Source organism: uncultured Meiothermus sp., from assembly GCF_937863175.1.
Classification (GTDB): domain Bacteria; phylum Deinococcota; class Deinococci; order Deinococcales; family Thermaceae; genus Meiothermus.
Genome location: NZ_CALMCQ010000372.1, coordinates 1 through 14447, shown reverse-complemented (window position 1 = coordinate 14447; position 14447 = coordinate 1). Strand labels below are relative to the sequence as shown.

Annotated in this window: 14 protein-coding genes; 6 read left to right on the top strand and 8 right to left on the bottom strand. The window is 60.6% G+C overall.

All coding sequences use genetic code 11. The annotated features are described in order from the left end of the window. The 3 genes from Q0288_RS13955 to Q0288_RS13945 form a co-directional block, all read right to left on the bottom strand. A partial coding sequence (locus Q0288_RS13955; RefSeq protein ID WP_299431531.1) for an oligosaccharide flippase family protein occupies positions 1 to 1253 on the bottom strand: 1253 nt, incomplete at its 3' end. Positions 1254 to 1510: 257 nt separating this feature from the next. Next, the gene (locus tag Q0288_RS13950) at positions 1511 to 2617 is read right to left on the bottom strand and encodes a type IV pilus twitching motility protein PilT (RefSeq protein ID WP_299431528.1); all 1107 of its coding nucleotides are present in this window, start codon (positions 2615 to 2617) and stop codon (positions 1511 to 1513) included. A 173-nt stretch (positions 2618 to 2790) separates the two neighbouring features. After that, the gene (locus tag Q0288_RS13945) at positions 2791 to 3330 is read right to left on the bottom strand and encodes a hypothetical protein (RefSeq protein WP_299431525.1); all 540 of its coding nucleotides are present in this window, start codon (positions 3328 to 3330) and stop codon (positions 2791 to 2793) included. Positions 3331 to 4217: 887 nt separating this feature from the next. Here Q0288_RS13945 and Q0288_RS13940 point away from each other — a divergent pair. From Q0288_RS13940 to Q0288_RS13915, 6 genes are all read left to right on the top strand, one after another. Then, positions 4218 to 4943 carry a metal-dependent transcriptional regulator gene (locus Q0288_RS13940; protein WP_299431522.1) on the top strand — a complete coding sequence of 242 codons (726 nt, stop codon included), beginning with the start codon at positions 4218 to 4220 and terminating at the stop codon, positions 4941 to 4943. Next, positions 4927 to 5892: a zinc ABC transporter substrate-binding protein gene (locus Q0288_RS13935; protein ID WP_299431519.1), complete on the top strand. Its 966-nt coding sequence runs from the start codon at positions 4927 to 4929 to the stop codon at positions 5890 to 5892. The genes Q0288_RS13940 and Q0288_RS13935 overlap by 17 nt, the downstream gene beginning before the upstream one ends. After that, the gene (locus tag Q0288_RS13930) at positions 5889 to 6659 is read left to right on the top strand and encodes a metal ABC transporter ATP-binding protein (protein ID WP_299431516.1); all 771 of its coding nucleotides are present in this window, start codon (positions 5889 to 5891) and stop codon (positions 6657 to 6659) included. The genes Q0288_RS13935 and Q0288_RS13930 overlap by 4 nt, the downstream gene beginning before the upstream one ends. Further along, positions 6656 to 6985 carry a hypothetical protein gene (locus tag Q0288_RS13925; RefSeq protein WP_299431513.1) on the top strand — a complete coding sequence of 110 codons (330 nt, stop codon included), beginning with the start codon at positions 6656 to 6658 and terminating at the stop codon, positions 6983 to 6985. The genes Q0288_RS13930 and Q0288_RS13925 overlap by 4 nt, the downstream gene beginning before the upstream one ends. Positions 6986 to 7048: 63 nt before the next feature. Continuing rightward, positions 7049 to 8176 carry a metal ABC transporter permease gene (locus Q0288_RS13920; protein ID WP_299431510.1) on the top strand — a complete coding sequence of 376 codons (1128 nt, stop codon included), beginning with the start codon at positions 7049 to 7051 and terminating at the stop codon, positions 8174 to 8176. A 28-nt stretch (positions 8177 to 8204) separates the two neighbouring features. Further along, on the top strand, positions 8205 to 9299 hold the full coding sequence (locus Q0288_RS13915) for a metal ABC transporter permease (protein WP_299431507.1): 1095 nt from the start codon (positions 8205 to 8207) through the stop codon (positions 9297 to 9299). Between the two features lies 1 nt (position 9300). Here the strand turns inward: Q0288_RS13915 and Q0288_RS13910 are convergent, their stop codons facing one another. From Q0288_RS13910 to raiA, 5 genes are all read right to left on the bottom strand, one after another. Next, positions 9301 to 9951: a hypothetical protein gene (locus Q0288_RS13910; protein ID WP_299431505.1), complete on the bottom strand. Its 651-nt coding sequence runs from the start codon at positions 9949 to 9951 to the stop codon at positions 9301 to 9303. Between the two features lie 20 nt (positions 9952 to 9971). Then, positions 9972 to 10430: a hypothetical protein gene (locus tag Q0288_RS13905; RefSeq protein ID WP_299431502.1), complete on the bottom strand. Its 459-nt coding sequence runs from the start codon at positions 10428 to 10430 to the stop codon at positions 9972 to 9974. A 68-nt stretch (positions 10431 to 10498) separates the two neighbouring features. Further along, entirely contained in the window at positions 10499 to 11641 is a 1143-nt protein-coding gene (gene argJ / locus Q0288_RS13900) for a bifunctional glutamate N-acetyltransferase/amino-acid acetyltransferase ArgJ (RefSeq protein WP_299431499.1), read from the bottom strand. Between the two features lie 292 nt (positions 11642 to 11933). Then, positions 11934 to 13580, bottom strand: a complete 1647-nt coding sequence (locus Q0288_RS13895; RefSeq protein WP_299431496.1) for a glycosyltransferase — start codon at positions 13578 to 13580, stop codon at positions 11934 to 11936. A gap of 346 nt (positions 13581 to 13926) precedes the next feature. Next, positions 13927 to 14447, bottom strand: a 521-nt coding sequence (gene raiA, locus Q0288_RS13890; RefSeq protein ID WP_299431493.1) for a ribosome-associated translation inhibitor RaiA, incomplete at its 5' end; no start/stop codon positions are given.

Here is a 14447-nt window from a genome sequence, read left to right as displayed (position 1 = left end):
CATAAGATCTTCCGCAGCTTGAGTACCACAAACCGGAATCCGGCAGCCCAGGCCTCGGCTGATACCACCGCGATGGCCATTCCCAGGGCCCCCATACGCGGAGCCAGAATTACTGCCAGCACAAGGTTAAGCACACCGGCGCTAAGCACCGAGTACAGCACCTCGCGATCCATCTGCCGGGGAAACATGTACTGCATGGAGAGCGAGTACCCAAAGCCGACGATGGGCAGCAACAGGGCCAGCACCTGCAAAACCGGAATCGAGGCTTTGTACTGTTCGCCGAACAGCAGGATAATCAGAACCGGCGCCAGCGCAGCCAGCACCACCCCTCCCACCAGCCCGAGGCCCACCGTAGCCCACAAAGCCAGGCGGCTCAGGCGCATGGCAGCATCGGCATCACGCTTGATCAGGTGGTTGATGCGGGGATAGATGGCCTGAGCCAGGGGCCACAGGATCGCCAGGCCCGGGCGCACCAGTCGGTTGCCGCTCTCAAAAAAACCCACCTGGATGGGCGTGGTCAGGAGGCCCAGAATCACCCCATTGGCCGAGGTATAGAAGCTGTCCGAGGCTCGAGCCAGAAACAAGCTCCAGCTTACGCGAAGCGCCACCCAGCTCATCTTAAGTGTGGGCCACATAAAAGGAACCTTGCGGTACATCAGCCAGAGTTCGATGGTCGTGGCCACGCTAAAAGCGATAGCATGGATGGCCAGGGCAATCCAGGCGTCTTCAGGGCCACGGACAAACAAGAAAATCCCAATCAAATGGCCCAGTCGAATAAAGCCCTCCAGAACTGCCACCACCCAGGTACGCTCAATTGCCTGGAAATACCACAAAGGGCTGAAGGCTGCCGCGAAGGCAATCATAAATGCCCAAAAAATCAGGTCGGGATGGGCGCGAAAGCTCTCAATAGCTGTCCAGGCAATCAGGGTCATGGCCACCATTCCTAAGACCAGCAGCAGCTTGGCTCCCATAATGGAGGTCACGATGCCCGCCACAGCATCTTTCCGATCCCGCAGGCGTGCAATGGAGCGGGTTGCGGAGTAGTTGAAGCCGTACTCCCCTATCACCGTCAGCCAGTTGGCAAAGCTCTGGGCAAAAGCCACCAGGCCAAAGTGGTGGGGCTCGAGTACCCGTGCCAGGTAGGGCAATGAAATCAGGGGGAGGATATAGGACAGAATCTGCACGGCATACAAAGCCGCCGCATTCTGTGCGATGCGGTTGTTAAGCACCCGACGAATTCTTGATAAAGCCACGCTGCAAGCCCCCTGCCAACCGCTAATACGGTGAATGCCCCGCCATATACCTTACAAGCCTACGCGCAAATTGGCTCCCAGGAGACCAGCTATTCACACCTTAACGGTGGGAACGTTCAGATTACGCCCAAAGTATCGAAGGCCCCTCGAGCCCGGAGGGTGGAGCAAATGGCGCCGAGGTTTCGGTCTCGCAAATGCTTTGCACCCGAATTGCGCAAACGACATCCCTGGATGAAGCAGTGCGCTGCTACCAAAATTTACGTGCGGCGCATACCCGCGGTCTGGGGCGATGCGCTGCCTGCGCTCGCCAGACGAGCAAACTCCTTAGGATCTACCGAGCGCGACTGCCCCATTTCATAGGTAATGAGTTTGCGCTTGAAAAGATCGGACAAGTAGGCGTCCATGGTGATCATGCCGAACTGTCCGCCGGTCTGAATTACACTGACCAGCTGGTGGCTCTTACCTTCACGAATGAGCGCCCGCACCGCCGGGGTAGCGATCATGAGTTCGTAGGCCAGGACACGCCCCCCGCCAAAGGCCTTGGCTAGAAGCTGCTGGGTCAGAACCGCGACCAGGTTGTTGGAAAGCTGCACCCGCACCTGTTCTTGCTGGGCCTGGGGGAAAACGTCAATGATACGGTCAATGGTCTCAGGAGCGCTGTTGGTGTGCAGGGTACCACAAACCAGGTGGCCGGTTTCTGCTGCCGTAATGGCAGCCGCAATGGTTTCGTAGTCACGCATCTCCCCCACCAGAATCACATCGGGGGCCTGACGCAACACCGAACGCAGGGCCTTGTCGAAGCTGTGGGTATCGGAGCCGATCTCGCGCTGGTTGATGATGGAGGATTTATGGCGGTGGAAGAACTCGATAGGGTCTTCGATGGTGACGATGTGGCAGCGCTTGCGCTCGTTGATGTAATCAATCATCGAGGCCAGGGTGGTGGACTTGCCTGAGCCGGTGGGGCCGGTCACCAGCACCAGACCACGGGGGTTCATAGCGATATCGGCCACGTTCTTGGGCAGACCCAGTTCCTCAAAACTCTTCACGTTGGAAGGCACCACCCGCAACACCCCACCCACGCTACCGCGCTGCAAAAAGATATTGACCCGGAAACGGCCCTTGCCCGGCAGGCTGAAGGAGAAGTCGAGTTCCTTCTCCTCCTCAAAGACCCGCTGCTGTTTTTCGTCCATCAGGGCGTAGGTCAGGCGACGGGTTTCCTGGGGGGTGAGGGGTTCATACTCGGTGGGGTGGAACTCCCCGTCAATTTTGATCATCGGGGGTAGACCGACCGTGATGACCAGGTCGCTCGAGCTACGGTCTACGGCCAGGTTGAGCAAATCTACGATATCCGGGGCTTTGGTCATGGGTATCTCCAGTTGTCACTTAGGATACGCCACGCCAAAGGCAAAGTATGTTTATCTACCGCTCTGGCACACGGCCGAGCCCTGGGTTCGGGGTTGCTTTGGCCTCCCTCACCTCGCGTGACCGCTCTTTGGCCAGGCCAGTGCCAGGCAGACCGAATGATCTATAAAGAGCGCTATTTTGCGCCCAGATACTTGAAGTAGCGTTCGCGGGTAATCATGCCATGAATGGTGTCGCCGTCCGCTGCAAACACAATCTGGTGCTGGCGGAACAAAGAGCTCAGTTCGCTTGCCGCCGTCTCGCCAGGAACCACCGGGGCCTCGTCCCAGGGCACCAGCGAGTCCGCAATGCCAATGATGCCGACCGGATGCCCTGCTTCAAGCAGCACCGCGATGTTGCCCTCGAAGGATTGCAGGGCACTGATAACCGGCACCGGTCGGGCCATCTTGCGGGCCGAGGTGGGAGCAAAAATCCCGGCGGAAAGCAGGGTGGTGGTGGTCACCTTGACCGCTCGTTTGGCAATCCACAGCGAGAGGGTGAATACCAGCAGGAAGAAAAGGCTCTCGAGTATGCCGAAAAAATTAAAACCTTCCCAGCCAAACAAACCCCGCCGTCCAAAGGCCAGGTGCACAATCCCGGAGACAACCAGCCCAGCAATCAGGGCCGCCAGATAGGCAATTAGGCCAGCAAGGCGCAGATCACGAACCGTTCGCATTCAACCCCTAGTTTACAGCAGAGCAGGCCAGGGGGAAGCGAGCCACCAGGGTGCGCGCTAATCTTGAAATCAGAAAATACGTAGGGATCCCCCTCAGCGAAGGAGGGCTGGCGCTACCTATCTCCACGGTAGGAATTTGTTCTACCAGTAAAGGCCCGGCCCCAGAGCCGCGCCGACGCAAACCCCCGAAGTGCACCGGGTAGAACCCTCACCGGAATTTCAATCCTGGGCGCACCAAGACTGCACTGGATCTCGATGGGGGAGCAGCCGGTTCTCTGGCGTACAGGAGTCAAAAAGAGACCCGATCCTACCCGAACCCCATCCCGCGATTCTATAAACCGGAGAACCACCCCCTCGCAGCGCTCGGCGAAAAATGGCCTCTCCCGCTGGTCGGGTCGAACCAACCGAGTCCGGTACAATGGCCTCAGGACAACGTTCCGGTAATTTTGCAGATACTCGAGGGCCGCATTCCACCCTGGTGGTAAGTGCGTGTCAAACCTGTGGCCCATCCGTTCAATTGCATGCTCGCCGAACAATTCCCGCGAAAGTCTGCTCCAAAGCTCTGTTTGCCTCGAATACGACCTGCAGCAGTGCACGGGGAGGCGATCCACCCCAGCTCAGTATTAGGTCTTCCACAGCTACCCTTGACAAATGGTTTAGCCTAGCCTAAAAATATAAGTCGAGTTGGGCAGGTGAGACTAAATGCCGAGAGAGGATCCCTTCGTGAATAAACCTGGCCGTGCTGAGAAGCTCTACCGCCTGGGAACACTGGTTTCTGGGTGCATTGAAATCGAAACCCGTGGGTGGGTGTGGCCTCACACGCGGATGGTCTTGCTGGGGCTAACTGCCCTGCTCTCACTATGGGTGGGCAACGGGGGGTGGAGCCTGTGAACGAGCTGGCTGCCAGAACGCCTCTTTCCGAAGCCCAGGAAGACTATTTGAAACAGGTGCTTCTGCTGGGCAGCGGCGGCGAAGGCATGGGCAAACTGGAAGATACCCTGGTCGTATCCACCCAGGATCTGGCCGACCGGATGCAGGTCAAACCCGCCTCGGTAACGGGGATGCTGAAAAAGCTTTCTGAGCTCGGGCTGGTCGACTACGAGGCTTACCGGGGTGTGCGATTGACCGTGGCGGGCTACAAAGTGGCCCTGGAAGTGCTGCGCCACCACCGGCTGCTCGAGGCCTATCTACACCAGGCCCTGGGCTATGGCTGGGAAGAAGTGCACGCCGAAGCAGAAAAGCTCGAGCACCACATCTCTGAAGCCTTTGAACAACGTATTGCCGAGTGGCTGGGCCATCCTTCCCACGACCCCCACGGCGACACGATCCCGGGGGCAAACCTCGAGCTGCCCCAGACCACCCCCAACCGCCGCCTGGCGGCACTGAAAGGCGGTGAGTACGGCATGGTCGCCCGGGTTGCCACCCAGGATCAGGACTCGCTCAACCTCTTTGCTCACCTGGGCCTTAAACCCGGCGCCCAGATTCAACTGCTGGAGCATGTGGCCGAGGGAAGCCGGGTACAGGTCGGAAGAGAACGCTACTTGTTGCCGTTGAGCCTGGCCCAGGTGTTGTGGATACGTCCGAAGGGAGATTGTCATGTGGATCATGAATAGCCGTTTCAAACCATGGGTGCTTAGCCTCCCGCTGCTGGCTCTAAGCCTGCTGCCCCAGGCCGAGGCCCAGCAGCCCGACAAACTAGGCCAGCTCCAGCCGGTGCGACAGACCCCGGTTCGGGTAGTGACCACGGTCAATTTCGTCACCGATCTGGTGCAGCAGGTTGGCGCTGACCGGGTTCGGGTGGAGGGTCTGATGGGTGCCGGTGTGGATCCGCACCTCTACAAGGCTTCAGCGGGCGATGTGCGCAAGCTGCGGGAGGCCCACCTGGTCTTCTATGTCGGGCTCCATCTGGAAGGCAAGCTGATGGAACTTCTGGAGCGCATGCCCAATACCGTCGCGGTGGCCGATGCCATTCCGCGAGAACGACTGATCCAGACCCCAGGGGAGGCCTATGCCTACGATCCCCATGTCTGGTTCGATGTCACCCTGTGGAAGCTGGCCGTCCATCGGGTGCGCGATGTCCTGAGCAAAGTAGACCCTGCCGGAGCCAGCACCTACCGTGCCAATGCCGCAGCCTATGTCCAGCGGCTCGAGCGGCTGGATGCCTTCATCCTCCAGCAGATGGCACGGGTTCCCTCGGGTCAACGGGTCTTGATCACCGCCCATGACGCTTTTGGGTACTTTGGTCGGCGCTATGGCCTCGAGGTGCGGGGGCTGCAAGGAATCTCCACGGTGACCGAAGCCGGCGTACGCGATATCCGCCTTCTGGCCGATTTTATAGTCCAGCGCAGGATTCGGGCTATTTTTGTGGAGGCCACCGTGCCCCGCCGGGCTATCGAGGCGGTGGTGGCAGCGGTGCGGGCCAGGGGGGCGACCGTCACGGTAGGGGGTACGTTGTTTTCCGATGCCGCTGGCAGCCCCGGCACCCCCGAAGGAACCTACGTGGGGATGATGGAACACAATGTGCGCACGATTGTGAGCGGCCTGCTGGGAGGTGTTCCTTGACGCATCCCGTATCTGGCCCGGCCCTGCTGCGACCCTCAGGCCTGGCACCGCTGGAAGTGCGGGACCTGACCGTGGTCTACCGCGAGAAACCTGCGCTATGGGACGTGGATTTGGCGGTGCCGCCCGGACAGCTATCGGCCATCGTGGGCCCTAATGGAGCAGGGAAGTCCACCCTGATCAAGGCCGTGTTAGGTCTGGTGCCCAGGGCCTCGGGGCAGGTCTGGTTTTTTGGGCAACAACTGGCCCAGGCCCGCGCCCGGATTGGCTATGTGCCCCAGCGGGGCTCGGTGGACTGGGACTTCCCCACCAGCGTGCTGGATGTGGTGATGATGGGGCTGTATGGCAGGCTGGGCTGGGTTCGGCGGCCCGGCAGGCTCGAGCGCGAAGCGGCCCTGCGCTGCCTGGAGCAGGTCTCTATGAGCGAGTTTGCGGGGCGGCAGATCTCTCAGTTGTCCGGCGGACAGCAACAGCGGGTTTTTCTGGCCCGCGCCCTGGCCCAGGACTCCGACCTTTACTTTATGGATGAGCCTTTCGCCGGGGTGGACGCCGTCACCGAAGAGGCTATCCTGAAGGTTTTGCACGAGCTCAAGGGCTATGGGAAAGCCGTGGTGGTGGTACACCACGACCTCGAGACGGTGCGCGACTATTTCGACCACCTGACCCTGCTAAACGTCCAGGTGATTGCCAGCGGCCCCATAGACCAGACCTTTACTCCGGAAAACCTCGAGGCCACCTACGGCAAGAGGCTGGCCGCCAATCCGATATGAAGCCCTGGCTTGATCGGTGGTTAAGCCGGCCCGGAGCCTCCCAGGCTCTGCGGCTGGCGGGTAAGCTGCTGTTGTTACAAGTCTTTATCGAGATACCCTTCATGATTCTGGAGGCGGGCCTGCTGCTTGGGGCTGTAGCGGGTGGTAGGCTGGTCTTCTGGAAGAGCGCGCTACTGGTGGTAGGCGTTTATCTGCTAATTGAGTCCGGGCTGTGGCTGCTACAACGCTGGCGTGGCAGCCCCACCTACCGCTGGTTCGAGTCGGAGCGGCTGCTGCTGGGCTGGGCCTGGAACCGGGTACGCTCGGCGATCAGGGTAACATTCTGATAGCGGGCGACTCAAATTACGGCTAGATGGTCGTGCCATCCTCTCCTATCGGCTGGTTCATTTATGGAAGTGTTCATACATATTTTTACCGACTACACCCTGCGAAACGTGGTGCTGGGCGCGGCCCTGCTAGGTGTAATTGGCGGGGTGCTGGGTGCTTTTGCCATGCTACGCCGCCAGAGTTTGCTGGGAGAGGTGTTGGCCCATGCCGCGCTACCGGGGATAGCGCTGGCTTTCATTCTCACAGGGGTCAAGCTTCCCCTGGTCTTGCTGCTGGGCGGGGGGCTGGCTGGCTGGCTGGCCTCCTTGCTGGTACTGGCCGTTTTGCGAAACACCCGCCTGCCCGAGGACTCGGCCCTGGGGGTGATGCTCAGCAGTTTTTTTGGCTTTGGCATCGTACTGCTGACCTTCATCCAGCACCGCGAAGATGCCGACCAGGCCGGCCTGGACCGATTCATCTTCGGACAGGCCTCCGCCATTGTGACCTCGGACGTGTTGAACTTTATCGTCCTGGGTAGCATTGCGCTGTTGCTGGTGGGCTTGCTATACAAAGAGTTCAAGCTGGTCACCTTTGACCCCGACTACGCCACCAGCCTGGGCCTGCCGGTACGCAGCCTGGGAACCCTCCTCACCTCGCTGACAGTACTGGCGGTGATGGTGGGACTGCAAACGGTGGGGGTGGTTCTGATGGCCGCCATGCTGATTGCACCCGCTGCTGCCGCCCGCCAGTGGACCGACCGGCTCGCAGCAATGCTCTGGCTGTCGGCAGGGTTTGGCGCGCTGGCGGGTCTGAGCGGGGCCCTGATCTCCGCCAGTCGGGAAAACCTCCCCACTGGCCCTCTGATTATCCTCTCAGTCAGCGTGATCCTCCTGGTTTCCCTGTTCCTGGCGCCTTTGCGCGGGCTGGTGTGGGACTGGGTTCGATCCCGGCAGAACCGCCGCCGGGTTCACCTCGAGCGCCTTCTGCTAGACGCCCATGTGCTGCACAACCACGACGTGCTGACCCTGGAAACGCTGGCCCTGCGCCGTCGCGAATCGCTGGCCCTGACCCGGCAGCACCTGGAGGAGTTGCGGGCTCGAGGCTGGGTTCAGCCCAGCAAAGAGGGTTTTGCCCTGACCCCAGTCGGTGACCAGAAGTCCCACGAGCTTGAGCAGGCCATGCGGGTGGGCCTGCCAACCAAACACCCCTGAGTCGCGGTTCGCGAGCCTGGACATGCCTATGAACGTTGATCTGGTCATCATCCTCACCGCCATCCTGGTCTCTACCGCCTCGGCCCTGGTGGGTACTTTTCTGGTGCTGCGCCGCATGGCTCTGATGTCCGATGCCATTTCGCACGCCGTTTTTCCAGGCATCGTGCTGGCTTTCTGGCTCACCAGCGGTGACCGCGCAAGCCTGCCGATGTTACTGGGGGCGGCTACTGCCGGCCTGGCTACCGTGACCCTGGTGGAGTGGCTTAGCCGCACCGGCAAGGTGCGCAACGACGCGGCCATTGGAATCGTCTTCCCGGCCCTGTTTAGCCTGGGTGTGCTGGCCGTCTCGCTATACTACCGCGACGTTCACCTGGACATGGACGCGGTACTCTACGGCGAAATTGCCTTTGCTCCCTTCGAAACCACAACGCTGTGGGGCCGCGAAATCCCCGAGTCGTGGGTGGTGCTGGGCCTGCTGACCCTGCTCAACCTGGGGTTTATCTTGTTGTTTTACAAAGAGCTGAAGCTCTCCACCTTCGACCCTGGCCTTGCTGCCGCCCTGGGGTTTGCCCCGGGGGTCTTGCACTATGCGCTCATGAGCCTGGTTTCTTTTACTGCAGTGGGAGCCTTCCAGTCGGTAGGGGCGATCCTGATTGTGGCCTTCTTGATCATTCCCCCGGCGACTGCTTATCTGCTAACCCAGCGCTTACCGATCATGATTGGTTTGGCAGTAGGGGTCGGTATTGTTTCCAGTCTGGCTGGTTATGGGCTGGCCATCTGGCTGGACGCCTCAATTGCCGGCATGATGGCAACGGTGGCGGGTCTGTGTTTTGCCCTGGCTTTCCTTTTCTCGCCACTGGAGGGCCTCCTGACCAGCCGGGTGCGCCGGCAGCGGCAACGGCTCGAGGTCGCAGCCCGCCTGCTGCTGGCCCACCTGGCCCACCACGACCGCCCGGTTCCCGAGCAGGAAATCCTGGCGGAATTTGGCTGGAACCCTCGGTTCCTGCGCCAGGCCAGGGAAAAAGCTTTGCAGGCGGGATGGCTCGAGGTCTTCGGAGAAGGGTTGCGTCCGACCAGCCGCGGCCTTGCCATCCGCCAGACCACCTCTGTGCTGGGCAAGTAAATCAGCGGCTCACACCCACGCTAGTACGGTTGCCAGCTACATCTACAGCAATCAGGGTGGCGCGACGCACCGGCACCTCCACGTAAAAATTTACTTCCCTGCCCTTGGGCAGGGAAAGGGGGTTGAAGGTTCGGTTGTATTGCAGCGTGACCCGATCCACCCCGGTGTCATCCAGCACCCGCCCGGAAATTTGCAGGGTGGATTCGGTACGGGCCGGGATTTCCTCCTCGGTGCCATCGGGCAGGGTACGGGTGCGGGCCGGCTGCACCACCGTCACCACCCGTTCGGCCCGTTCGATCACAATCTGGGGTGGGCGGGCATCCAGCACCATCGGCAGCCGCACGGTGCGGGTCTGCCCGCTGGTATCCGTAGCATCCACCCGGATCTCCACCTGCCCCGACTGCGGGGCCTGCACCCGGAAGCTAAAGCGCACCAGTTTCTGACCCCGGTTGGCCTCGGAGAGCAGTTCCTTTCCGCCCGCTTTTACACTCTGTATCCCCACATCGTCTAGCGCGTACCCCTGCACCTGCAACGAGCGCTGCGAGAGCACCCCGCTCTGGGGCTGGGTGATGCCAATCAGGGGCGGCTGGGTATCCCCTGGTCGGTAACAGGCCGTAAGCAACAACAAAAAAAGTAGGGGCGCGTAACGCACCCCTCTATCCTAGCAGCTGCTCAGGGTCTGAAAATTAGGCCGCTTCGGAAATTGTAGTCAAGCCCACCAACACCAGCCACACTCCCAGTAAAGATGCCAAAGCCTAGCTGGCCTTCCCCATAGACGCTAAACGGCAGTCCTGGAAACGCATACTCGATGCCAATAAGGCCATGGGGGAAGATGTAGATACCGCCCACTCCTAAGAAAGTCCATAGGCCCGCTGAAACTCCAGCACCGGCATACCAGCTCAGATCAAAACCCGGTGCTACAGGGAGAGCCTGCTCGACGAACATGTAGTCCGCCCCGGCCCCCAGCCCAGCAAAAGCAAAACCGGCACCCACGCGGAAGTTACTGACCTGGTACTGAACCCCGATCCAGGTGGGCCAGCCCGAGTAGATACCAAAGCCATCCGACTGGGCCTTTCCTAGAGAGCCGAACATCAACGCAAACAACACGACCAGGGGTGCTAAACGTTTCATATTTTGCTCACCTCCAAAAGTAGTCTATCATCTTCGTGTCATTTTCGCGTCACTCTGTTTCACGGTATTTAGGTGGTATAGAGTGCATTAATCCGCACATAACCCTCGGTAAGGTCGCAGCCCCAGGCTGTTCCCTCCCCTTCGCCCAGGCCAAGATCGGCTTCAATCAGCACTTCTTCGGCTTGCATGGCCTGGCTGGCCTGGGCCCGGTTAAAGTCCAGCACCCGGCCTGCGTACAACCCTATGCCTTGCAGGGAAATCTGGATCCGGTCAATCTCCAAGCTGGCCCCCGACTTTCCCAGCGCCATCATGATGCGGCCCCAGTTGGGGTCGTTGCCATACAGGGCGCTTTTCCACAGGGGGCTGGCCGCTACCGAGAGCGCGGCTTTGCGGGCCTCGGCGTCGCTGGCGGCCCCGGTAACTTTTACGGTCATCAGTTTGGTGGCCCCTTCGCCATCGCGGGCCAGCTTGCGGGCCAGTTCCACACAGACCTGTTCCACCGCCTGCCAGAACTCGCCCAGGTCTGCCGGCCCTGCTGCGCCGTTGGACAGGAGCACGGCCAGGTCGTTGGTCGAGGTATCGGTGTCTACCGTGACCTGGTTGAAGCTTTTGTCCATCACACCCTGCCAGCCCTGGCGCAGCTCGTCCTGGGCAATGGCGGCATCGGTGACCAGATAGGCCAGCATGGTGGCCATGTTGGGCTGAATCATGCCGCTGCCTTTGCAGATGCCCACCACCCGCGCTCCGGTGGAGAGGGAGGCTTCGGCCATCTTGGGCGCCAGGTCGGTGGTCATGATGGCCTCCATGAAGGGGTCAATATCCAGACCCAGGGCAATACGGGGGAGTCCCTTCTCAATTTTCTCTACTGGCAAAGGCTGGCCAATGACCCCAGTAGAGCTGGTCAGGACAGCTTCGGGAGCAATGTTTAGCTGTGCGGCAGCGAGCTGGGCCATCTGCCGGTCGGCCAGAAAACCTGGTTCTCCGGTAGCGCAGTTGGCGTTGCCCGCATTGACCACAATCGCCTGTAGCGGTCTGCGGGTTGCCAGGAGGGCGCGTCCGCGCAGGACACTGGGCGCGGCTGCGCGGTTCTGGGTTCCCACAAAAGCCCAGTTGCAGGGGGTACTCGAGACCAACAACCCCAGATCAGGCCTGCCCGATGGCTTGATTCCAGCCTGGGCTGCGCCCGCGCGAAAACCAGTTGGGAGTCGCATGGCAGCAGCATATCCTTCCGCCCAACGGTTGGAAAGTTGTACGGGTTCGACCCCCCTGCGGCGGGGTGGAGCGGGCCGGACTTTCCAGCAGTTCCGAGCCAGTGTTCAGAATACTTCCAGTACAGGTCTATCCTGCCGGCTTCACAAAGACCATCCCCTCTACCATCGGGGGTGAGCTGGGCCAAGCCCTCTCTGCTCCTTCAGGCTTCCGGCCATGCCATACCGGAGTTGCCGTTCCCCGGGTAGCCATCGGCAAGTCCTGCTGCTATTACCGGGAAAGGGTTGGTCTTTTCTAAAGCAGGGTATCGGTGAGCACGGTAGGGTTTTTTTCCTGGTTGACCTGCCCTGGTTTGCGGCGGTGCAGGTCGCGGGGATAGTAGGTGGGGTTGCTGAGGGCCTGGGTCTGCTTGGCGACCGTGGCTGCCATTTTTGTCCAGCGCAACTCGGATAGTCGTTTGCGCAGGGTCTGCTCGCTGATCCAGTTCTCGGCCACCAGGATCTCCCCCAAACGGGGACGGCAGACGCCATACTCCTGCATTTGTACAGCCAGGGCGAGCTGTTTTGCCGAGAGGTCGTTGTAGAAGAGCAACTGGTCGCCCAGGCGCAGCCGGCTGGCCTCGAGGTGGGCCTCCCCGGCGTAAGCAGGTTTGGCCCTGGAGGGTTTTAGATGCAGTAACCCCAGCAAAATCCAGCGCAGGGGAAAACCGGGCGGCAGCAGCGAGGCCTTGCCGGCTTCCTGGGAACCGTAGAGGGTGTGTACGGCCGTGTGGCGCATGGCCCCACGAACCATCAGAATGACACCCGCAAGGGCGACCACCCCTACCGCCGGACTGCCAGCCCCAGCCCAGCCAGGGAATTGGGCCAGGAGGGCATAGACCCAGGTGGGGAAACCGATCAAATGGGCCAGGTTGAGCAGGGTATGGGTGTGCTTGGGGGGCAGTAGCAGCCGGGTCTTTTCGGATGGAGGACGGCCCAGCAGCAACCCGAGCAGGTGCTTGCCCAGACCATAGGTCCAGTATCCTTTGTTCCTGCTGATGGCATTGCGGCAGCCCAGGGACTGTTTCACCGAAATAACCTCACGCCGGGCCTGCCCTTGGTCGTCCAACCGCCAGATGGGCTGCAAGTGAAAGTGGACGGGGTAGCCGATCTGCCATAGCCGCAGGGCGGGGTCGAAGTCGGTTGCATCGGGCCGTACGCCAAAGATATGGCCGTGGCTGGCCATCCCGGACAGTAGCGCACGGCGCAAGGCAAACCCGGTGAGGGCAGACGGCACAAATAACCCCAGGTTTTCCCGAATCGGTAGGTGACGAAGCTGTTCCTCGGCAGAATCGCCCGCATAGCCTGCTTCCAGTAAATGCCTCCAGAAACTGCCCCGGGATGCCAGCGATAGCACCGGCAACTGCACGGCGGGATATTTTCGCAGCAGGGTGCTGTAGAGCTTGAAGGTGTAGGGGTGTATCACATCATCCGCGCTGTGGAGTGCGACCATCTCGAACTCGAGCCGGTTGTTGCGCTCGAAGCGCTCGAGATAGCCCACCATGAAGTTGAGCAACTGCGCCCTGGGCGTGGGGCCAGGGCGATCACTGACCACCATGTGCACATTGACGAACTCCTGTGAGAGGGCTTCGACCGCCTCGAGGGTCTTTGGGTCGTTGGGATAGACCCCCACAAAAAAATCCAGGTGCAGAGGGGAGTAATTGGTGTAGCCCAGCGTAGACCGAACCATGGGGGTAATGCTGGCGGCGTCTTGCCAGGTAGGCAGGAAAACCGCCATGCGTCTGGGTTTGTCGGCCTCGAGCTCTTCGGGGCTCAAGGTCTGGCTCTGGAGCTTGCGGTAGCGCAATAGATAGGCCAGATCGAAAACCAGCTCGTCCCAAAAAACCAGTATGTACCCCAGCAGTAGACCCATCACCAGCAGTCCAGGCACCAGTTCACTCATAATTCCTCCCCCCGGATGGGGGCCATGGTTGAGACCCTCAATAGTCAACAACCCACAATTACCGCCATGGTATCTCAGAAAAACCTGATGTGCAGGAAAAGTAGCGACTTAACGTCAATTTTATGCGGGTGTAACGTGGCCGGGCCGGTGCGGCGAGACGGGGGCCTCGAGGGCGTGGCTTGCAGCACCCTGCTACAAAAAGAGCCTTCCGCAGCGTCCCGCAGAGGGGTTTCAGCCCGCAGGTTCCATCGGCAGGGTTACGGGCACCCTGGTTGCCTCCGGGTTTGGCGGTGGGGCGCGCCTTCTACGGCAGCCGCCCCGGGGCCGCGCGACCGTCCTGAACCATTCAGGTGGTGGGTTCGATCAGGCCGTAGTTGGCGTCGCGGCGGCGGTAAATCACGTTGATCTGTTCGGTCTCGGAGTTGCGGAACACAAAGAAATCGTGTCCGAGGGCCTCCATCTCAAAGGCGGCATCCTCGGGGGTCATGGGTTTCATGTTAAAGCGCTTGGTGCGGACAATGCGGGGTGAGGCTTCTTCCTCGAGCTCAGCCTGTCCAGCCCCCATCAAAACTGGCTCGGGAACTGGCTGGCGAGTCCGCTGGAAGTGGCGTTCCTTGTAGCGGTTGAGCTGGTACTCGAGGCGATCAATCGAACGATCTATGGCCGCATACATGTCGGGGTCGGATTCTTCCACCCGCACCATACCCCCCGGCACATTGACTTGAATCTCGGCCTTGGCCTTGCGCTCGACCCGTGCACCCTGGGCCATCGAGAGCACCACTCGAGCTTCCACGCTGTCGTCGAAGTGACGATCCAGCCGGGCCATCTTCTTCTCCAGGTAGTTCTTGAGGGCCTCGGTGATCTCGC

Bases quoted from the DNA above. Each gene is read 5' to 3' on its own strand.
- Q0288_RS13920 (WP_299431510.1), top strand. From the start codon at position 7,049: ATGGAAGTGTTCATACATATTTTTACCGACTACACCCTGCGAAACGTG.
- Q0288_RS13925 (WP_299431513.1), top strand. From the start codon at position 6,656: ATGAAGCCCTGGCTTGATCGGTGGTTAAGCCGGCCCGGAGCCTCCCAG.
- Q0288_RS13895 (WP_299431496.1), bottom strand. From the start codon at position 13,580: ATGAGTGAACTGGTGCCTGGACTGCTGGTGATGGGTCTACTGCTGGGG.
- Q0288_RS13935 (WP_299431519.1), top strand. From the start codon at position 4,927: ATGTGGATCATGAATAGCCGTTTCAAACCATGGGTGCTTAGCCTCCCG.
- Q0288_RS13945 (WP_299431525.1), bottom strand. From the start codon at position 3,330: ATGCGAACGGTTCGTGATCTGCGCCTTGCTGGCCTAATTGCCTATCTG.
- Q0288_RS13905 (WP_299431502.1), bottom strand. From the start codon at position 10,430: ATGAAACGTTTAGCACCCCTGGTCGTGTTGTTTGCGTTGATGTTCGGC.
- Q0288_RS13915 (WP_299431507.1), top strand. From the start codon at position 8,205: ATGAACGTTGATCTGGTCATCATCCTCACCGCCATCCTGGTCTCTACC.
- Q0288_RS13950 (WP_299431528.1), bottom strand. From the start codon at position 2,617: ATGACCAAAGCCCCGGATATCGTAGATTTGCTCAACCTGGCCGTAGAC.
- argJ (WP_299431499.1), bottom strand. From the start codon at position 11,641: ATGCGACTCCCAACTGGTTTTCGCGCGGGCGCAGCCCAGGCTGGAATC.